We start from the raw sequence: 20,640 nt of genomic DNA, 5'->3' as shown, positions 1-20,640 counted from the left end.
AGAATTGAAAGTATGCAAGACAAAAATGTCACCCAACGACGTGTCGCTGCTCATGCGCAAACTAAGACTTTCAAGGTTGCTGCCGTGCAAATGGCTTCGGGGCCAAATGTTCTGGGTAACCTAAGCGAGGCACGCCGCCTGATCGAAAAAGCTGTGGATCAGGGAGCACGCCTGGTTGTATTACCGGAATACTTTCCCATCATGGGACTGAATGATACGGATAAACTGGCGGTGCGCGAGCAACCGGGTAGCGGCATGATCCAGTCTTTTCTGAGTGAGACTGCGCGTGCGCATAAAATCTGGCTGGTCGGCGGCTCCATTCCGCTGGTGGCGGATGCGCCGGACAAAATGCGTAATGCCTGTTTGGTGTATGACGATAATGGAGAACAGGTAGCGCGCTATGACAAAATCCATTTGTTCAATCTCGAGCTTGGCAATGAGCATTATCACGAGGGACGTACTATTGAGCCAGGTACGCAGGTAGTGGTGGTGGATAGTCCGTTCGGTCGCATTGGTTTGGCGATTTGTTACGATTTGCGTTTTCCTGAGTTGTTCCGTGCTATGCGCGATGTAAATATTATTGTGCTGCCTTCCGCCTTTACTGAGACCACTGGAAAAATGCATTGGGAGATATTGGTGCGCGCACGCGCCATCGAAAATCTGGCTTATGTTGTGGCCGCGGGGCAGGGCGGTTATCACATCAATGGCCGCGAAACACACGGCAATAGTATGATCGTCGATCCGTGGGGTAGGGTACTGGATCGATTGCCACGCGGCTCAGGAGTCGTGGTCGAGGAAATAAATCCATCCTATCATGCTAGCTTGCGCGCCAGCTTGCCAGCGCTGTCACACCGCATCCTTACCTGATGTTAGGTGTAAGACAGGTGAAGCGCCTGGCTCTTGATTTTCAGTGAGGAACGACTTTATGCGAAGCTTGTCTCAATGAAAAGTATTCTTTGTAATTTTGTACAGCTTCAAATACGCGCCTCATCAATGAGCTGAATTTTTTGTAATGATTTTTAAATTTATATGGGTTTGACAATGCAAAATAACGATACTGTATTTGCCCTTGCACAGCAGTCACTGCTTGCACCGCATGCGCTTGAAACTCGCCATCTGGAGCAAATGTTTTCCAAAATGCTGGCGAATAAAGTGGATTACGCTGACCTGTATTTTCAATACAGTCGCGCCGAGAGCTGGTCGCTTGAAGAAGGCATCGTCAAATCTGGCAGCTTCGGTATAGATCAAGGCGTAGGCGTGCGGGCGGTGAGCGGTGAAAAGACCGCTTTCGCGTATTCCGATGACATCAGTTTGGCAGCCTTGGAAAGTGCAGCACTGGCCACGCGCGCGATTGCACGGCAGGGCGGGACGCAAACTGTGCCGCTGTTACGCGCGAACAGCAACAAACATTTCTATCTACCACACGACCCTATCGCCAGTTTGAAAGATGCGGACAAGGTTGCGATGCTGGAACGCCTGGAGCGTTATGCGCGCGCCCTGGATCCACGTGTTACTCAGGTGATAGCTGGACTGGCAGGCGAATATGACGTGGTGCTGGTGGCGCGTAGCGATGGCTTGATGAATGCTGACATTCGCCCACTGGTGCGTCTGTCGGTGCAAGTTATTGTAGAAAGCAATGGTAAACGAGAGCAGGGTTCATCTGGCGGGGGCGGACGTTTCGACTATGCCTTTTTTACGGACGAAGTATTACACGATTACGCCGCCAAGGCGGTACATCAGGCAGTAATTAATCTGGATGCCAAGCCCGCGCCGGCGGGGAACATGACTGTGGTGCTTGGTTCCGGCTGGCCTGGTATTCTGCTGCATGAGGCCGTTGGCCACGGCCTGGAGGGTGATTTCAACCGTAAGGGCAGCTCCACTTTTTCCGGCCGCATCGGTGAACGGGTAGCAGCCGAGGGTGTGACGGTAGTGGACGATGGCACGATTGCTAACAGGCGTGGCTCGCTGCAAATGGATGATGAAGGCAATCCTACGCAACGCACGGTTTTGATCGAGGACGGCATTCTCATGGGCTATTTACAGGATACTTTGAATGCGCGCCTGATGGGCGTGCCAATCACCGGTAATGCTCGGCGCGAATCATTTGCGCATCTGCCGATGCCGCGCATGACCAACACCTATATGCTGAATGGCGATAAAGACCCAAAGGATATTATTGCTTCAGTCAAGCGCGGGCTATATGCCGCGAACTTTGGCGGGGGGCAGGTGGATATTACCAGCGGCAAATTTGTGTTTTCAACCTCTGAAGCATACATGATTGAAGACGGCAAAATAACCTACCCGGTAAAGGGTGCAACGCTGATCGGCAATGGCCCTGAGGCATTAACCCGTATCTCCATGATAGGCAACGACATGGCGCTCGATCCTGGTGTCGGCGTTTGTGGCAAGGAAGGCCAGAGCGTGCCGGTCGGGGTGGGTCAGCCAACGGTAAGAATAGATGGACTGACAGTGGGCGGTACTGCGTAGGGTGTATGCGCAGCGGGATGTGGGGTGCATAAATCGCACCTTACATCCCGCTACGCTTTTCATCCGTGATTACACATTAACTATTGCACTTCTATCAAAAATTATTCATTTGTTGAATAAAAATTGGATAAGCATGCCCATGTTTATGCGTCCGTAACCGCGCCTAAGCTTGCGCTAGATACCAGTCGTGCATATTTTGCTAATACGCCGCGTTTATAGTGTGGTGCCGGCGGTTGCCACAGGGCACGACGCCGCGCAAGTTCTTGGTCGCTCACATTCAGTTGTATCAGGCGTGCTTCAGCATCAATGGTAATGGAATCTCCTTCTTCGACCAGTGCTATGGTACCGCCCATTGCCGCTTCGGGTGCAACGTGTCCCACTACAAAGCCATAAGTGCCACCTGAAAAGCGACCGTCGGTAATAAGCGCGACGCTTTCGCCCATTCCGGCGCCTACCAAGGCTGCAGTGGGTGACAGCATTTCACGCATCCCTGGCCCCCCCTTCGGACCTTCGTAACGGATTACAAGCACTTCCCCAGCGTTGATTTTTTCTGCAAGAATCGCTTCCATGCAAGATTCTTCTGAATTGAACACGCGCGCGGGGCCGGTGATTTTCGGATTTTTAATGCCGCTGATTTTGGCCACCGAACCTTCCGGCGCCAGATTGCCTTTAAGAATCGCTAAATGTCCTTGTGAATATATTGGATTATTCCAAGCGCGGATCACGTCTTGATCAGAACGTGGTTCTGCGGGTATGTCTTTAAGTACCTCCGCGATAGTTTCGCCGGTGATAGTCAAGCAGTCGCCATGCAGCAAGCCGTGCACCAACAGCATCTTCATGATCTGCGGAATGCCGCCGGCTTTATGAAGGTCGGTTACCACGTAGCGCCCGGATGGTTTCATATCGGCAAAAACAGGGACGCGTTTCCGGATCGTTTCAAAATCATCAATGCTTAAGTCAACACCCATCGCATGCGCGATTGCCAGCAAATGCAAGACCGCATTAGTCGTGCCACCTACCGCCATAACCACGGAAATTGCGTTCTCGAAAGCCTTTTTCGTTAAAATTTGAGACGGTAATATTTGCTTCTGGATGGCCTGCACCAGCACTTCGGCTGACCGCGCTGCGCTGTCAGATTTTTCCGCGTCTTCTGCCGCCATGGTGGACGAATACGGCAGACTCATGCCCATCACTTCGAATGTTGATGACATGGTGTTAGCTGTAAACATTCCACCACAGGAACCAACACCGGGACAGGCTTTGCGCTCGACGGCCAGAAGCTCAGCTGCATCAATTTTATGCGCGATAAATTGACCCACTGCCTCGAAACTGCTGACTATGGTCAAATCACGTCCGTTGAGGTGACCCGGTTTGATGGTGCCACCATAAACAAAAATAGCAGGAATGTTCAAACGTGCGAAGGCAATCATGGCGCCCGGCATGTTTTTATCGCAGCCGCCGATGGCGAGTATGCCGTCCATGCTTTGACCACGACAGACCGTTTCGATTGAGTCAGCAATCACCTCGCGGCTCACCAGCGAGCATTTCATCCCTTCGGTACCCATCGAAATGCCGTCAGAAATTGTGATCGTTCCAAACATCTGTGGCATCGCACCAGCGGCGTGGGCCGCTTGCTCAGCCCGTGTCGCTAAAGTACCCAACCCAGCATTGCAGGGGGTAATAGTGCTATACGCATTGGCAATGCCTACAATAGGCTTGTTGAAATCACCATCGCCAAAACCTACAGCGCGCAACATGGCGCGGTTAGGTGAACGCTGCACACCTTGTGTGATGGCTTTACTGTGGATGTTGCTAGGCATGATGCTTCCTTTAAATAAATTATGTTGGTACTTGTTCTGCGCTGCGTAATTGGTGTTATTGAGGTCAAAAAGTGAAATTATCTTGTGGCGCAACGCATGACTAATGGTAGCAGAAATCAAGCTATATCATAGTCAGCAAGTAGCCAAAATGCAGCCATTTCTCATCGCTCTGGATAAATTTTGCGAATTTTTAAGTGCATATTTCATTCCCGGACACCCTTTATGTTTCGGTATGTACGGTCACACACAGACGGAATTTTAAGAATTAAATATACTTAAAAAGTAGATTGGTTATGACAAGTTTGGAAAGAGCGGCGGGCAAGCGCTATTCGTTAACGTGTCTTGGAGAACTCAGTGAACAACAACCTCACAAGCATAAAAGCTGGCCTTGCGTTGGTAATGCTTGGCTTGCTCTTCGGTATTGGTCTTGGCGTAAGCTTTGGGATCAACGAGGCTTTGTTTGAAACGTATGTAACTCAAGGAATCGCTGCGCACCCAGAACTTCATGACGCGAACAGCCCTGAAAAGATATGGCGCTATGTGCAGCGAGCGCACTTTCACGCCACAGGAATAGCCGCATTCTCGATTGGCTTATTGCTGCTTGTTTCAGCATCTAGCCTCAAGCAACGATTCAAAACGATTGCTGCAATATTCATCGGCCTTGGCGGCTGTTATCCGCTCGCGTGGCTGACAATGTTTATTGTCGCGCCGTCTATAGGCACAGGAGCGGCACATACTCACCCGGTGACAGAACTGCTTACCTATATTGGTGTCGGTGGGTTGCTGCTTGGTGTAGGTATCTTGTTTGCAAATCTTTTTTTTGGATTGTTCAGTGAGCGAAACGACACGTAACAGTCCATTTCAGCGACGCGCCGAAAGCGAGTCGCCCCTGAGTTTTGATGTTGGATGTGTAAACAACTTGTAAATCAGCGTCTAATATTTACCACTGCAAATGGACATTCGGCACGGTCTTGGAAAAATGTGATCAGAAACGGATAGTGTTGCCGGGAAATATTGGAATTATCCAGCCGGTGTAATTGGTTTAATGTGCAGACGTAAATATCTGCTCGATTAAGTTTTTAATATGCGATGGATCAAAAGGCTTGTCGCATATCGCTGAAACGCCCGCCTGCTTCACGGCGGCAAGCCGGTTCTCATCCTGTTCGCTGGTGATCATTATTATTGGCAGCGTATTTTGCCAGCTCTTGTTGCGAATAAATTCAACCAGTTCCCCTCCATCCATTTCTGGCATGTTGTAATCGGTAATGACCAGATCGAAGGAATGTCCCTGGACGATTTCCGCCCCCCGCTTGCCGTTTTCAGCTTCGGTAATATTCTTGATGCCGATATTTTTAAGCACCCTGATCAGGTAGGAACGTGCGCTGGAGCTGTCATCCACTACCAGAACATGCAGATTTTCAACGTCGAAGTCATCCTTTTCCAGCGCGAGGCTACCCGGACTGAGATAGTCGAGCGTCGTGAAGATAACTGCGCGTAAGTGTTTAAGTTCAAACGGTTTGGTCAGGATGGCGCAGGCGCCGGATTGACGCACGGGATCTAGGTAAAGCGGGTTGTCCTCGCTGGAAATCAGGATGAAAGCTATGTTAGTTAAGGCTTGATCGGCACGCATTATTTCAATCAGTTTTGAGCCAGACATATCATCCAGGTACATCGAGCTGATGGTTAGGTCAGGTTGTTGCATGCGCATGGCCTCAAGTGCTGAAGTTCCATCCTGGAAAATCTGTGTGTTCAATACACCAAGATCGCTGAGATATTTTTGGACAATGCGCGCCTGCAGGCCGGAAGGTTCGACCAGGAAAACTGAGAGTTCACTCGTGCTGATAGCAGATTTCATCGTGCACCCATTATTTATTGATATTTTGTTGGAGTTATAATCGGCCGTTGCACTCCGAACTTGAATTAGCCTTATTTAGAGCTGTTGTCGCTTGATCGAATTTAGGTTGACCAGAGCTTTGAACGGAACATTGTGCACCCAAGAAAACGGGCCGTAATTGAGTTTTCACACAGCCTCGGTATCCGTAGTACGATACGTCAGTTAAATAGCATGCCGAGCAAATGACTCCTCAACAGTTCATCCAGAAGTGGAAAGACAATCCTCTCAAAGAGCGCGCCAGCTACCAACTTCACTTTATTGACCTGTGCGCGCTAGTTGGCGTTCCTCACCCTTCACCATCCAGTCACGATACCTATTGCTTCGAGCGCGGGGCAACCCGCACCGGAGCCGGGCAAGGCTGGGCGGATGTGTGGAAGCAAGGCCATTTCGCGTTTGAATATAAAGCGATGCGGCGCAACTTGGGCGAAGCCCTGAAACAGTTGATGACCTACGCGCTGGCGTTGGACAATCCGCCGCTCTTGGTGGTTTGCGATACCAATATCATCGAAATCCACACTCACTTTACCAACGCGCCTTCCGAAGTTCATACCATCGCGCTGGAAGAAATCAGCGAACCCGCCAATCTCGACAAACTGCGCTGGCTGTTTACCGCCCCGGACAAGTTCCACCCGCAACGCACCATTTCTGAAATCACCGAAGAAGCGGCGGGCAAGTTCGCCGCCCTCGCGCAATCGTTGAACGCCAGAGGCCACGCGCCACAGACCGTGGCGCATTTTCTCAATCAATGCCTGTTTTGTTTGTTCGCCGAAGATGCCGAACTACTTCCCGGCAAGCTGTTCGAGCGCTTGCTGGATAAAAGCCAGACCGACCCCGTCAAACTTTCCACGCGCTTGGAAGAGTTATTTAACGCGATGCGCAAGGGGGGCGACTTTGCGTTAGAGGATATTCACTGGTTTAATGGCGGATTGTTCGAGAAGGTTGAAGTCCTGCCTATCGATACCGTCGAAATAAAAATCCTTCACGAAGCCGCCAAACTCGATTGGAGTGGCATTGAACCCTCCATATTCGGAACGCTATTTGAGCGCGGCCTGGATCCCAAGAAACGCTCCCAGCTTGGTGCGCACTACACCGACCAGAAATCCATTTTGCGCATCATCAACCCCGTCATCATCGAACCGCTGGCAGCGGAATGGGAAGTCGCGCGGGCCGCGATTGCTGCACACATCGCCAAGCGCAAGAAGAGTGGCGACAAGGCCGAACGCGACGCGCAAGCCGTGTTCATTACCTATCTCGAACGGCTCAAAGCCTTTCGCGTGCTGGATCCAGCGTGCGGGAGCGGAAACTTTCTTTACCTTGCTTTGCGCACACTGAAAGACCTCGAACACCGGGCAAATCTGGAAGCAGAAGCCTTGGGATTACAACGTCAAATCACCATCGAATGTTCGCCCGCCAATGTGCTGGGCATTGAAATCAATCCCTATGCCGCCGAACTCGCACGCGTCACCGTGTGGATTGGTGAAATCCAGTGGATGCTCAAACACGGCTATCCCATTCGCAAGAACCCCATCCTCCAACCGCTCGACCATATTGAAAATCGCGATGCGTTGCTTTCTTGCCCCTCGCCCTCTGGGAGAGGAGTTAAGGGTGAGGGTGCTGTTTGTAGTAATACAAATATTCCGCCCGAATTAAGAGCATTCGCCAGAGAGTTAAGAAAAAACCAGACTGACGCAGAAAATTTGCTTTGGATGTTGCTTAGAGACCGGCGATTTGCAGGTAAAAAATTTCGTCGTCAACATCCAGTGCCGCCTTATGTGATTGACTTCTATTGTCATGAGGCAAAACTCGCTGTTGAACTTGATGGCGGTCAGCATGCGGACAATATTGAATATGACGAAGCCAGAACAAAATTTATAGCAGAGCAGGGCATTCGTGTCATTCGCTATTGGAACAACCAAGTGTTGCAAGAAACAGAATCGGTTTTGCAAGATCTTTGGAATGAACTAGCTGCATCACCCTCACCCCTAGCCCCTCTCCCAGAGGGCGAGGGGAATAGAGTAAGAAGCAATTTGTTTGACGAAGCCCAATGGCCTGCCGTGAATGTCATCATCGGCAACCCGCCATTTTTGGGCGACAAGAAGATGCGTAGCGAGTTGGGCGATGAATATACTGAAGCACTGAGAAAGATTTACGCAGACCGCGTGCCGGGCGGTGCCGATTTGGTTACATATTGGTTTGAGAAATCGCGTGCACAAATTGAAGCGGGCAATTGTCAGCTTGCCGGATTGGTTGCCACACAATCTGTGCGCAAAGGCTCAAACCAAAAAGTGCTGGCGCGAATCTGTGATACCACCCGCATCTTCAATGCCTGGAGCGATGAAGAATGGATTAACGAAGGTGCTGCGGTGCGCGTGTCGCTGGTGTGCTTTGGTTCCCTCTCCCTTCGGGAGAGGGCGGAGGGTGAGGGCGCTGTGCTGGATGGCAAGGCCGTTGAGAACATCCACGCCGACCTGACCGCAGGTGAAGGGCTGAATCTCACGCAGGCTAAGCCGCTGAATGAGAATACGGGCGTGGCCTTTCAAGGTCCGGTCAAAGTCGGTTCATTCGACATTCCCGGTGAACTTGCGCGGCAATGGCTCAAACAACCCAATCCAAACAGTAAGCCGAACAGCGATGTGGTGCGACCGTGGGCGAACGGGCAGGATGTGACAGGCCGACCCTCTGATAATTGGATTATCGACTTTGGAACAAACCGCACAGAGCAAGAAGCCGCTCTCTTCGAGATGCCATTCGCTCTCGTATTGCGCGAGGTGAAGCCGATGCGTGATGCCGGTAATCGTGAAGGTCGTAAAAAATATTGGTGGAGGCACGGTGAGACTGTGCCAGCCTTACGCGCCGCATTCGCCCCGCTCAAACGCTACATCGCTACTCCACGCGTCGCCAAGCATAGGATGTTCACGTGGCTGGATGTTAGCGTGCTGCCGGATAGTCGCCTCTACGCTATCGCGCGCGAGGATGACGTGACCTTCGGCGTGCTTTCCTCGCGCATGCACGAAATCTGGGCATTAGCGAATGCGTCTATGCACGGAGTGGGTAACGACCCAACCTATAACGCCAAATCGTGTTTCGAGACATTCCCCTTTCCCGAAGGACTGACACCCAACCTCAAACCAGCCGATTACACCAACCCCTCATCCGCCGAGATTGCCACATCCGCGCAAGAGTTGGACAAACTGCGCGAGACCTGGCTTAACCCGCCAGAGTGGACGGACTGGGTGCGTACACCCGAGGAAGAAAAAGCAGGCTACCCAATGCGCCCCGTTGCCAAACTCGGTCACGAGGCCGACCTGAAAAAACGCACCCTCACCAACCTCTATAATGCCCGCCCCGCATGGCTGGATAATGCGCACAAAGTATTGGATGCGGCCGTCGCAAAAGCTTACGGCTGGAACGACTATGCATCGGAAATGCCCGACGAAGAAATCCTGCGCCGCTTGCTGGTAATGAATCTGGCGCGAGCGAGCTCTCTGCTTAAATCCCCCACAGTTTAATTACTGCGAATCAGCTGCAGAAGTCGCTCCGGAAATTCGGACAGGCTGATTACCCACTTTGATGTACGTCTCGTCTATCCGCTAACCTCCTCCCACAGGCATCTTGTGCCCGACGCTTAAATATTTTTGCATTTATAACGCGGAAATTAAGGCGGTTTCCCACGCTTATTCGTTCAATAGTCATAGCGCATTGGTGCTTAGTATGTGCGTCATGGAAGAAGTAAAAAAGTAATGAAGGAGATAAGCAGTATGGTCAGCAAAATTGATAGCGCATTACAGTTTAATCGAACCGTGCTGAACCTGCGCTCGGCGCGTCAGGAACTTATTGCTTCCAATATCGCTAATGTCGATACACCCAACTACAAGGCAAAAGATATTGATTTTGCCAAGACGTTGCAAGGCGCAATGTCAGGTAACGGGGCGAAGTTACAGATGGCGGGTACCGTGCCCCATCACTTGAGCAGTGGCACAGGTGAAAACGTAATGGGTGCGCCGGTAATGTTTCGCAATGTAGTGCAGCCTAGCGCGGACGGTAACACGGTGGATATGGATGTCGAGCGCGCGCAGTTTGCTGACAATGCCTTGCGTTATGAAGCCAGCGTGAAATTTGTGGACAACCAGATCAAAAGTGTATTAACCGCGTTGCAAGGATAATCATTATGTCGTTATTTAATATTTTTAACATTTCAGGTTCTGCAATGGCAGCGCAGTCGCAGCGTCTGAATGTGGTGGCAAGCAATCTGGCCAACGTCGACAGTACGACCAGTTCAAACGGCCAGCCCTATCGTGCCAAGCAGGTGATGTTTAGCGCCACGCCGATGGGAAGTGGAGGCGGTGCCGGTGTACAGGTGTCGGGGGTGGTTGAAAGTGCTGCACCGATGAAAATGCTTTACGACCCCAAGCATCCCATGGCCAATGAAAAGGGCTATGTCACGCTGCCCAATGTCAATGTGGTGGAAGAGATGGTGAACATGATTTCGTCTTCGCGTTCCTATCAAAATAACGTGGAGGTGATGAATACCTCCAAGAGTTTGTTGCTCAAAACTCTGTCCATAGGTCAGTAACGAAAGGATAAACCATGATTAGCGCAACTCAAGATGCTAGCCCCGCTTCCGCACTTATTTCTTCGCTTAATGCCAAGAGCAATTCTGCGTCGAAAACTGAAACCAGCGCCGCTGATACGGAGGATAGATTTTTGAAGCTGCTAGTTACCCAAATGAAGAATCAGGATCCTCTGAATCCGATGGATAACGCGCAGGTGACATCGCAGATGGCACAACTTAGCACGGTAAGCGGCATTGATAAGCTTAATGCTACCTTGCAGGCCCTAAGTGACAGTATGTCCATTGGACAGTCTTTATCAGCCACCAGCATGATAGGGCACGGGGTTTTGATTTCAGGCTCTTCAATTACCCTGAAAGATGGCAAGGCAATTGGTGGGATAGAACTGGCTCAGCCCGCTGACAGCGTAAAGGTGCTGATACAGGATGCTGCGGGTAACACTGTGAGTACATTGCAAATGGGACCGCAGAAGGCTGGTGTGAAGCCGCTGGCATGGGATGGTCAGACAGACGCGGGTACACCTGCCGTAAATGGAACCTACAAATTTTCGGTAGAAGCAATGCTGGCTGGAAATAAGATTGACGCGAATGCTTTGACCTTTGGCATGGTAAATGCTGTAACACCAGGAGCAAATGGAGCTACTTTGGATGTGGGTACGGCAGGTAGCGTTGCAATGTCTGCAGTAAAGCAAATTATCTAACGTAAGGAGAGTGTCATGGGATTTCAACAAGGATTAAGTGGATTAAATGCTGCGGCAAAGAGCCTGGACGTAATCGGCAATAACATTGCTAACGCGAGTACTGTCGGTTTTAAGCAATCGCAAGCCCAGTTTGCGGATGTGTATGCCAATACTATGGGCGGTTCAGGTGGCTCGGCAGCGGGGATTGGCACGAAAGTTTCAACTGTGGCTCAGCAATTTGGGCAAGGGAATGTCAGTGTAACCAACAACCCTCTGGATATAGCGATAAGCGGCCAGGGGTTTTATCAAATGGACAATAATGGCGTGGCATCTTATAGCCGAAATGGCCAATTTCAATTGGACAGGAACGGTTATATAGTGAACGCGCAGGGCCATAAGTTGACTGGTTTCGCGGCTAATCCGCTGACGGGAGCCATTTCACTGGGCAGTTCAGCGCCATTGCAAATATCTACTCAGGCTCTTACTCCCCAGGCTACTGCCACGTCATCAGTTGGCGTAAATCTGGATTCTCGTATGTTAGTGCCTGCCACGGCTGTTTTTAGCCCGACTGATTCAACCTCTTACAATAGTTCTACCGCATTGACGCTATATGACAGTTTGGGCAACAGCCATATTGCAACTCAGTATTTTGTGAAAAATGCGACTGCGAATACTTGGGATGTCCATATGACCGTCGACGACCGCGGTTTAGACGGAACTGCTGCGACTGCAGCGAATACCCTGTTAGGGACATCTCCAACCTTAACATTTAACACAACCGGTGCACTAATTACTCCAGCGACAGGGGCAGTTACCGTACCTGGTGGCATTGTTTATGCGACAGGTTCGACTACGCCTCAGCCTTTGACGTTCAATTTTCTTTCTTCCACGCAATTTGGTGCGACATTTGCAGTGAATCAGCTGGCTCAAAATGGTTATACATCCGGTCAGTTGAGTGGTTTTAGTACAAGTGCAAACGGTACCGTTATGGGACGCTATACCAATGGGCAATCCAAGGCATTGGGACAAATTTTACTCGCTAACTTTGCTAATCCGCAGGGCTTGCAGCCTTTGGGAAACAATGAATGGGATTCCTCTGCGAGCTCTGGCCCACCATTGATAGGTACGCCTGGTAGCTCAAGTTTGGGCGTGTTGCAGTCAAGCGCAGTGGAAGATTCCAACGTGGATATGACTGCCGAGTTGGTGAATATGATTGTGGCGCAGCGTGTATATCAGGCTAACGCACAATCCATCAAGACGCAGGACGCAGTGCTGCAAACGATTACCAACCTGCGCTAATTAGTTACCTGGCTGCTGGCTAACTGAGGAGAAGAGGGTGGACAGACTTATTTATACCGCCATGAGCGGGGCATCGCACACGCTGCAACAGCAAGCGACGGTGGGGCAAAATTTATCCAATGTCAACACTCCAGGTTATCGCGCTGCCGTTAATGCATTCCGTGCAGTGCCGATTGTTGGCGAAGGTTTGCCGACGCGTGCTTTTGTGGTGGATTCCACGGCCGGTGCCGATTTTTCACCAGGGGTAATGCAGCCAACCGGACGCAATCTGGACATGGCGGTACAGGGTAAAGGCTGGATTGCAGTGCAACTGGAAAACGGCAGTGAGGCCTATACCCGTAACGGCAGTTTCCACGTTTCGCCCGAAGGTATTCTGCAGACCCGTAACGGTTTGAATGTGGCAGGTGATACTGGCTCGATTACTATTCCGCCAAATACCGAAGTTACCGTAGCCAAGGATGGCACCATCTCCACCGTACTTAGCGGAATGCCACCTAATCAGGTTGTGGTGGTTGGGCGGATCAAGCTGGTGAATCCGGCGGAAGCGCAGATGGTGCGCGGTGATGACGGCTTGTTTCGCACCAGGGATGGCAAGCCTGTCGAGGCTGATATAGAGGTGACTGTAGCCCCCGGTAATCTGGAAAGCAGCAATGTGAATACTGTAGAAGTAATGGTTAACATGATTTCGCTGGCGCGGCAGTTCGATATGCAGATGAAGATGTTGCAGAGCGCTGACAACAATGCCAAGCAGGCTAGTCAATTGCTAAATATGAACGCTTGATTTCGGCGCGACTAATCGCGCTCCTATAAATTTTAAAAGGATAGTGACCATGATTCGTTCCTTATGGATTTCTAAAACGGGACTGGAAGCGCAGCAAACTCAGATGGACGTAATCGCTAACAATCTTGCGAACGTCAGCACCACCGGTTTCAAACGTTCGCGTGCGGTGTTCGAGGATCTGCTGTACCAGACTATACGTCAGCCTGGCGCGCAATCTTCGCAACAGACCCAGATTCCGTCCGGCTTGCAGATCGGCACCGGCGTGCGTCCGACTGCCTCCGAGCGCATTCAAACCCAGGGCAACCTGCAGCAAACCAGTAACCAGTTTGACATAGCAATACAAGGCGCGGGGTTTTTTCAGGTACTCATGCCGGATGGAACGACGGCTTACACTCGAAGCGGATCATTTCAGACTGACAGCCAGGGACAACTGGTGACTTCTAGCGGTTTTGTAGTGCAGCCTGCTATAACTATTCCTATCAATGCTACCAACGTTACCATAGGCCGCGACGGCACGGTGTCGGTAACGCAGCCCGGGGTTGCGGCACCGGTGCAGATCGGCAGCATGCAATTGGCTGTCTTCATTAATCCGGTTGGCCTGCAAAGCCAAGGAGAAAACCTGTATGTAGAAACCGCATCGTCCGGAACTCCCAACACCAATGTACCGGGCACCAATGGCGCCGGACTGCTGAATCAGGGCTATGTGGAAACCTCTAATGTGAACGTAGTTGAGGAGCTGGTTAATATGATACAGACGCAGCGTGCTTATGAAATCAACTCAAAGGCAATCACGGTTTCGGATCAGATGTTGCAAAAATTAACGCAGATGTAAGTGGAGTGAGATGCGCGATGTGGAACTTGTCTAGCTGGATTATGTGTGGAGTGATGTTAGTTCTTGCGGGTTGTGCGCATACCCCTTCGACCAACATTCATCAGCCGATGACTGCACGTGCGTCCGATAAAAAAGCAGGGGCTGATAACGGTGCCATTTTTCAAGCCGGGCAGAACGAGCGGCCACTGTATGAGGGGAAACGCGCGCGTAACGTGGGCGACATTCTCACCATTATCATTTCAGAAACGACCTCGGCTACCGGAAAATCCAGTAGCGGCGCGGAACACAAAGGAAGTATTTCTATGCAAACGCCTGTTATCACGCAAATTCCAGGTGCCGATTTGATGATGCATGGCATAGGCGTTGCTGGTAGTTCAAACGGCAGTTTGGCTAACAAAAGCAATAATGCGGGTGACAACACCTTTGCCGGCACCGTTACAGTGACTGTGGTTGAAGCGTTAACAAACGGCAATTTATTAGTCAGCGGTGAGAAGCAGGTAGCGATTAATCAAGCTAATGAATATATCCGGTTTTCCGGTGTAGTCAATCCGTACACCATAACTGGCAGCAATACCGTGTTATCCACCCAAGTGGCAGATGCGCATATTGAATACAAGGGTGCCAATCATATTGATATGTCTGTAGTCATGAGCATGCTGGGACGCGTCTTTTTGTCTGTATTGCCGTTCTGAAAAGGGCTAATGCAATGGATATATTACAAATTATTATTCGAATTGCCAAAATAATATTACTGACACTGCTAGTTGCTGTGCCTGCTTCCTCATACGCTGAGCGCATCAAGGACCTCGCCAGCATTCAGGGTGTGCGAGAAAACCAGTTGCTTGGTTACGGCTTGGTTGTTGGCCTAGATGGCAGCGGTGACATGACCACACAAACGCCATTTACCGTTCAAAGCGTGATCAGTATGTTGACGCAAATGGGAGTAAGTCTGCCGCCCAATATCACCCTGCAATTGAAAAATGTGGCGGCGGTAATGGTGACGGCAATGCTCCCACCCTTCGCGCGTCCCGGACAGGCCATGGACGTCACAGTTTCTTCGATGGGTAATGCAAAAAGCCTGCGCGGAGGAACACTTTTAATGACGCCACTCAAAGGTGCAGACGGACAGGTGTATGCCATGTCGCAGGGCAATTTGCTGGTTGGTGGTGTGGGGGCGGCAGCCCCCAATGCCAAGGTGCAGATCAATCACTTGAGTGTCGGGCGCATTCCCGGTGGGGCAACAGTAGAACGATCCGTGCCGACAGTATTGGGGCAGGGCGATTACATCCATCTGGAATTAAAGACCATGGATTTCACTACTGCAACTCGCCTTGCCGCTGCAATCAATTCTGCACTCTCGCCGACTACGGAAATTGCTGCTGCATTGGATGGTCGTACTATTCAGGTGCGCGCGCCAATAGGCAGCTCGCGCGTGGCTTTCGTTTCTCAGGTCGAAAATTTGCAGGTTGACCCTGCGCAGGGTGGGGCGCGCGTGATTGTAAATGCACGCACCGGTTCGGTCGTTATGAATCAGATGGTGACGTTGGATAATTGCGCGATCTCCCATGGCAACCTGACGGTGGTGATCAGTACCGATGTCATGGTGAGTCAACCCCCCCCATTCTCCCAAGGTAAAACTGTGCAGATCGCTAAATCCACAATCGACATTCAGTCCGATAAAGGGGGGTTGGTCATGCTGAATAAAGGCGTGTCGTTGGGCGAAGTGGTGAAGGCATTGAATTCGATAGGTGCAACTCCGCAGGATCTGCTGGCTATCTTGCAGGCGATGAAGTCTGCCGGGGCGTTGCGCGCTGAACTCGAGATCATTTAATGAACATCTCTATAAACGCAACAACACCTGTGTTGCATCAACTATCTATCATTTTTAGAACCTTGAATGCATTGAGATACTGATAATGATCAACCCAATCGATATTTCTGGCAGGGCCGATGTTTCCGGCAGCTTGGCGGTGAGTGCGCAAAGCTTGGACAAGCTGCGTATGCAGGCCAAACAGTCGCCCGACCAGGCACTAAAACTGGTTGCGCAACAGTTCGAAACAGTATTTATGAACATGATGCTGAAATCCATGCGTGATGCTACACCGCAAGACGGCATGTTTGATAGCGAACAGACCAAAATGTTTACCGGAATGCTGGATCAGCAATTGGTGCAGAGCATGTCCAGCCGAGGGGTGGGTTTGGCTGACATCATGATAAAACAGTTGAGCCGGCCGGCCAGCTCTAATGCTGCTCAGGCAAGTCCAGAAACTGTTTTGGCTACGCCAGCGCGCTCTGCCAGTGCGATGCCTGTGCCGGTTGGTGACAGTCTTGCGAATGGGATCAAAAACAGTCCATCCCAGCCCACCCCGTTTCAGCAAGATTTTGTGCGTCGCATGAGACCTCACGCCGTGCAAGCGAGCCAGGAAACCGGTGTGCCGACGCATCTGGTAATGGGGCAGGCTGCGCTGGAAAGTGGCTGGGGCCGGCGGGAGATACGTCTGTCTGATGGCAGCACCAGTTTCAACCTGTTCGGTATCAAGGCTGGTGGTAACTGGAATGGAAAGGTAGCGGAAGTGGTAACTACCGAGTACCACAATGGAATAGCAAGCAAGCAGGTAGAAAAATTCCGTGCTTACTCATCCTATACCGAAGCATTCAGCGATTATGCACATCTGTTACGAGATAATCCCCGCTACGCTCAAGTACTGCAGTCAGGGCAGGGGAGCCCCGAGTTAGCCCATGCCTTACAGCGAGCGGGTTATGCGACTGATCCTGATTATGCGGACAAATTGGTGAAAGTCATGAATCGGATTAATACGGTAAGTTAATGGTGTCGCTAAATTCAAGAAATTTTCCGGGGCGCCGATAATTTGTAAAACGTCCTGCAACTATTCAGGTTAACGTGAAACTCGCGCAGCGATTCATCTGCACCCTCTCCCACCGGGAGAGGGTGAGGGAAGCGGGCATGGGGAGTTTTATCATCGGGGGCGGCATCATTGCCATGCACGTTAGATGGAGCATTCTCTTTCTCGCAAATGAGGGGAAAAATAGTGATTATTTATCACCCTTCATTCTGGGCTGAGTACATACGATAAGTTTAAACACGCAAAGTGTGGCAAGGAATTTATGGGAATCGGTATTTTCGGAAGTGGGGTCAGTGCATTGAATGCAGCCCAAATTGGGTTGTTGACTACTGAGCACAACATTGCCAATGCAAATACGCCCGGCTTTAATCGGCAGGAGATCGTGCTGGGCACACGCTTACCCCAGGCGACTGGCGCAGGGTTTATTGGCCAGGGAGTAGAGGTCAGCACTGTCAAACGAATATATAACGAATTTCTGTCTAATCAGGTTATGCAAGGGCAGGCGCAGGCCAGCCAATTGGAAACCTATTATCAGCAGATCGGACAGATCAACAATATGCTGGCCGATTCCGATGCCGGTTTGTCGCCTGCATTGCAGGAGCTTTTCAGCGCGGTAAATAATGTTGCCAGCTCGCCCGAGTCGCAAGCCGCGCGGCAAGCCATGCTGGGTAGTGCACAGTTTCTGGTGTCGCGATTTCAGTCGTTAAATCAGCGCATGAGCGACATTAATAGCAGCATCAATGGCCAGATTAGCAGCAGCGTAACAACCATAAATAGCTATGCGCAGCAGATTGCATCAATGAACAAGAATATCGTGCTGGCACAAGCGGCATTCAATGGGCAGACGCCTAACGATTTGCTGGACCAGCGTGACCAGCTCGTATCGCAGTTGAATAAGGAAATCAAGGCGAATGTAGTTAAGCAAAGCGATGGCACTTTCAACGTATTCATCGGAGCGGGCCAATCACTGGTGGTGGGGGAGCAGACCATTACTTTGCAGGCCGTTCAATCGTCTAGTGATCCCTTCAGGCTTGAAGTGGCGTATGGCTCAGGTGCAAGCGTTATTCGCGCGCAGCAAAATAGTTTTCAGGGTGGAAATTTGGGGGGGCTTTTAGCCTTCCGTAGCGAGTCGCTGGATGTTGAACAAAATGCCTTGGGCCGGGTGGCCTTGGTATTGGCAGATACATTTAATCAACAGCACAAGCTCGGGCAGGATCTGAATGGCGCTCTGGGCGGTAATTTCTTTGCTCAGCCTGTGCCTTTAGTCAATTCCAATACTGCAAATACTGGTACCGCTACCATTAGCGCCAGCGTTGTCAGTACTTCAGCGTTGACCGGCAGCGATTATTCGTTGCGGTTTAACGGGGGAACTGCTTATACGTTGACGCGTCTTTCGGATAATACGGTTACGGCTTTCGCTACTTTGCCACAAACAGTGGACGGTCTTACGATAGCCACCACTGCGGGAGCAATAACGGGCGATAGCTACATGATACGCCCGACCATAAATGGAGCACGTGACATTGCTGTTGCCATCAGTGATACCTCCAAGATCGCAGCAGCGGTGCCAATTCGTACCAATGCATCATTGGCAAATATCGGCTCGGGGCGCATTAGCGAGGGCACGGTCAATGCAGCTTTTCCTGTCAATGCCAACTTGCAGCAACCAGTCAGCATTGTTTTCGATAGTCCACCGACTACATATACTGTGACAGGTACAGGGATACCGGGCTCCCCGGTTGCAGGCGTGGCTTATACCGTGGGCACCGCTATCACCTATAACGGCTGGACCATGCAGATCACCGGTGCCCCAGCCGCTGGGGATACCTTTACGGTGGCAAGCAACACCAATGCTACAGCTGACAATCGTAATGCGCTGCTGCTGGCAAACTTGCAAACCAAAAATACAATGGCGGGTGGAACTGCCTCTTATCAGGGCGCTTATGCGCAATTGGTCAGTCAAGTTGGTAATAAAACTCGCGAATTGGAATTAACCAGTCAGGCGCAAACCAGCATGGTTAATCAGATTATTCAAACGCAACAATCGATCTCCGGAGTGAATCTGGATGAGGAAGCGGCCAACCTGATGCGTTATCAGCGTGCCTATCAAGCTGCGGGTAAGGTGATTCAAATTGCCAATTCCTTGTTTGATACTTTGTTAAGTTTAGGGGAGTAGCCAGCCATGCGTATTAGCACTAGCAGCCTTTACAATGCCAACGTAAGTTTGCTTAATCAACAGCAGGCCCAGCTGTTGCACACCCAACAGCAGATTGCCACTCAGCGGCGCATCCTCACTCCGGCAGATGATCCGATTGCTTCAGCGCGCGCTCTGGAAGTATCTCAATCGGACGCTTCCAATTCACAATATGCGATCAATCGAAATGCTGTGCAGCATTCCGCCTCGTTGGCTGAGAGCGTTTTGCAAAGCGTAACGGATTTGCTGCAGGACGTCAGAACGGTAGCGGTTAATGCCGGTAATGGGGGGATAAATAATTCTGATAAGCAAACCTTTGCGACGGATTTGAGTGGACGTCTGGAAGAATTACTGACGTTGGCAAATAGCACAGATGGAATAGGTAATTACCTGTTTTCTGGTTTTCAGGGCAGAACACAACCTTTTGCCAACAACAATGCTGGTGTCCAGTATCAGACTGATGATGGTCAGCGCATGATTCAGGTCAGCAGCTCCAGGCAATTGGCGGCCAGCGATTCCGGCGCAGACATTTTTATGCGCGTCAAAAATGGCAATGGAACGTTTAATGTCCAGGCGGCAGCTCCGAATACCGGGAGTGGCATTGTCAGCTCAGGGGTGGTTACTAATCCGGCGTTGCTTACTGGGAATAATTATCAGGTGACGTTCAGTGTGGCAGCTGGTGTGACAACTTATGGTGTGACAAATATTACGCCGGGGGCATTGGTGCCAGTACCAGTAGCAGCAGGTACTCCTTACGTCAGCGGACAGGTAATCAGCTTTGATGGCTTGCAGCTTGATATCACAGGGGCGCCAGCTAGCGGAGATGTCTTCACCGTAGCGCCCAGCTCCAACGAAAGCATATTCAAGACCATCGCTGATTTGATTACTGCGCTGAGAACGCCTAATCCACTGGGGGGGGCGGTAGCAGCAGCGGAATTTACCAACAGTCGCAACAAGGCGTTAAATAATCTGGATCGCAGCATCGATAATGTGCTGACAGTGCGCGCATCGTTGGGGACACGCCTGAGCGAGCTGGATGCTCTGCAAAATGCTGGTGAAAGTATGGGGGTGCAGTACAAAGAGACGTTATCGCAATTGCAGGATGTGGATTTCAACAAGGCGATCAGCGATCTAAACCAGCAAAAAACCAGCCTGGAAGCTGCGCAGAAATCTTTTATGGCTGTGTCTGGACTGTCTCTCTTCAACTATATGTAGAAAC

Annotated in this window: 17 protein-coding genes; 15 read left to right on the top strand and 2 right to left on the bottom strand. The window is 50.8% G+C overall.

Annotated features, from left to right (window positions below; translation table 11 throughout):
• Positions 1 to 12: 12 nt before the first annotated feature.
• Positions 13 to 867 carry a carbon-nitrogen hydrolase family protein gene (locus MJ768_RS02955; protein ID WP_239287862.1) on the top strand — a complete coding sequence of 285 codons (855 nt, stop codon included), beginning with the start codon at positions 13 to 15 and terminating at the stop codon, positions 865 to 867.
• 174 nt (positions 868 to 1,041) lie between these two features.
• The gene (gene tldD / locus MJ768_RS02950; protein ID WP_239287861.1) at positions 1,042 to 2,487 is read left to right on the top strand and encodes a metalloprotease TldD; all 1,446 of its coding nucleotides are present in this window, start codon (positions 1,042 to 1,044) and stop codon (positions 2,485 to 2,487) included.
• Between the two features lie 143 nt (positions 2,488 to 2,630).
• Here tldD and ilvD read toward each other — a convergent pair whose 3' ends face one another.
• On the bottom strand, positions 2,631 to 4,307 hold the full coding sequence (ilvD, locus tag MJ768_RS02945; RefSeq protein WP_239287860.1) for a dihydroxy-acid dehydratase: 1,677 nt from the start codon (positions 4,305 to 4,307) through the stop codon (positions 2,631 to 2,633).
• A 354-nt stretch (positions 4,308 to 4,661) separates the two neighbouring features.
• Here ilvD and MJ768_RS02940 point away from each other — a divergent pair, with 354 nt between their 5' ends.
• Positions 4,662 to 5,159: a hypothetical protein gene (locus MJ768_RS02940; protein WP_239287859.1), complete on the top strand. Its 498-nt coding sequence runs from the start codon at positions 4,662 to 4,664 to the stop codon at positions 5,157 to 5,159.
• A 190-nt stretch (positions 5,160 to 5,349) separates the two neighbouring features.
• On the opposite strand, the gene MJ768_RS02935 is transcribed toward MJ768_RS02940, so the two are convergent.
• Complete coding sequence (locus tag MJ768_RS02935) at positions 5,350 to 6,162, bottom strand: response regulator (RefSeq protein WP_239287857.1); 813 nt, start codon at positions 6,160 to 6,162, stop codon at positions 5,350 to 5,352.
• A 221-nt stretch (positions 6,163 to 6,383) separates the two neighbouring features.
• Here MJ768_RS02935 and MJ768_RS02930 point away from each other — a divergent pair, with 221 nt between their 5' ends.
• The 12 genes from MJ768_RS02930 to flgL all read left to right on the top strand — a co-directional run bounded on the left by MJ768_RS02930 (position 6,384) and on the right by flgL (position 20,636).
• Positions 6,384 to 9,710 carry a DUF559 domain-containing protein gene (locus tag MJ768_RS02930; RefSeq protein WP_239287856.1) on the top strand — a complete coding sequence of 1,109 codons (3,327 nt, stop codon included), beginning with the start codon at positions 6,384 to 6,386 and terminating at the stop codon, positions 9,708 to 9,710.
• A gap of 249 nt (positions 9,711 to 9,959) precedes the next feature.
• On the top strand, positions 9,960 to 10,364 hold the full coding sequence (gene flgB, locus MJ768_RS02925) for a flagellar basal body rod protein FlgB (RefSeq protein WP_239287855.1): 405 nt from the start codon (positions 9,960 to 9,962) through the stop codon (positions 10,362 to 10,364).
• Between the two features lie 5 nt (positions 10,365 to 10,369).
• Positions 10,370 to 10,774 carry a flagellar basal body rod protein FlgC gene (gene flgC, locus MJ768_RS02920; RefSeq protein ID WP_239287854.1) on the top strand — a complete coding sequence of 135 codons (405 nt, stop codon included), beginning with the start codon at positions 10,370 to 10,372 and terminating at the stop codon, positions 10,772 to 10,774.
• A 14-nt stretch (positions 10,775 to 10,788) separates the two neighbouring features.
• Positions 10,789 to 11,472 carry a flagellar hook assembly protein FlgD gene (locus MJ768_RS02915; protein ID WP_239287853.1) on the top strand — a complete coding sequence of 228 codons (684 nt, stop codon included), beginning with the start codon at positions 10,789 to 10,791 and terminating at the stop codon, positions 11,470 to 11,472.
• A 15-nt stretch (positions 11,473 to 11,487) separates the two neighbouring features.
• Complete coding sequence (flgE, locus tag MJ768_RS02910; protein WP_239287852.1) at positions 11,488 to 12,750, top strand: flagellar hook protein FlgE; 1,263 nt, start codon at positions 11,488 to 11,490, stop codon at positions 12,748 to 12,750.
• Between the two features lie 37 nt (positions 12,751 to 12,787).
• Complete coding sequence (gene flgF, locus MJ768_RS02905; RefSeq protein ID WP_239287851.1) at positions 12,788 to 13,531, top strand: flagellar basal-body rod protein FlgF; 744 nt, start codon at positions 12,788 to 12,790, stop codon at positions 13,529 to 13,531.
• Between the two features lie 49 nt (positions 13,532 to 13,580).
• A complete protein-coding gene (gene flgG, locus MJ768_RS02900; protein ID WP_239287850.1) occupies positions 13,581 to 14,363 on the top strand; it encodes a flagellar basal-body rod protein FlgG in 783 nt (260 codons plus the stop codon).
• Between the two features lie 17 nt (positions 14,364 to 14,380).
• The gene (locus MJ768_RS02895; RefSeq protein WP_239287849.1) at positions 14,381 to 15,055 is read left to right on the top strand and encodes a flagellar basal body L-ring protein FlgH; all 675 of its coding nucleotides are present in this window, start codon (positions 14,381 to 14,383) and stop codon (positions 15,053 to 15,055) included.
• 14 nt (positions 15,056 to 15,069) lie between these two features.
• The gene (locus MJ768_RS02890; protein ID WP_239287848.1) at positions 15,070 to 16,194 is read left to right on the top strand and encodes a flagellar basal body P-ring protein FlgI; all 1,125 of its coding nucleotides are present in this window, start codon (positions 15,070 to 15,072) and stop codon (positions 16,192 to 16,194) included.
• Positions 16,195 to 16,279: 85 nt separating this feature from the next.
• Complete coding sequence (gene flgJ / locus MJ768_RS02885; protein WP_239287846.1) at positions 16,280 to 17,191, top strand: flagellar assembly peptidoglycan hydrolase FlgJ; 912 nt, start codon at positions 16,280 to 16,282, stop codon at positions 17,189 to 17,191.
• 298 nt (positions 17,192 to 17,489) lie between these two features.
• Positions 17,490 to 19,403: a flagellar hook-associated protein FlgK gene (gene flgK / locus MJ768_RS02880; RefSeq protein WP_239287845.1), complete on the top strand. Its 1,914-nt coding sequence runs from the start codon at positions 17,490 to 17,492 to the stop codon at positions 19,401 to 19,403.
• Between the two features lie 6 nt (positions 19,404 to 19,409).
• Positions 19,410 to 20,636 (top strand): flagellar hook-associated protein FlgL, encoded by a 1,227-nt coding sequence (flgL, locus tag MJ768_RS02875; RefSeq protein ID WP_239287844.1) that lies wholly within the window; start codon positions 19,410 to 19,412, stop codon positions 20,634 to 20,636.
• Positions 20,637 to 20,640: the final 4 nt, after the last annotated feature.

It is taken from the genome of Candidatus Nitrotoga sp. 1052 (genome assembly GCF_927312905.1).
Classification (GTDB): domain Bacteria; phylum Pseudomonadota; class Gammaproteobacteria; order Burkholderiales; family Gallionellaceae; genus Nitrotoga.
Note: the sequence above shows the minus strand (reverse complement) of the source record. Positions and strands in the feature narration are given on the sequence as shown.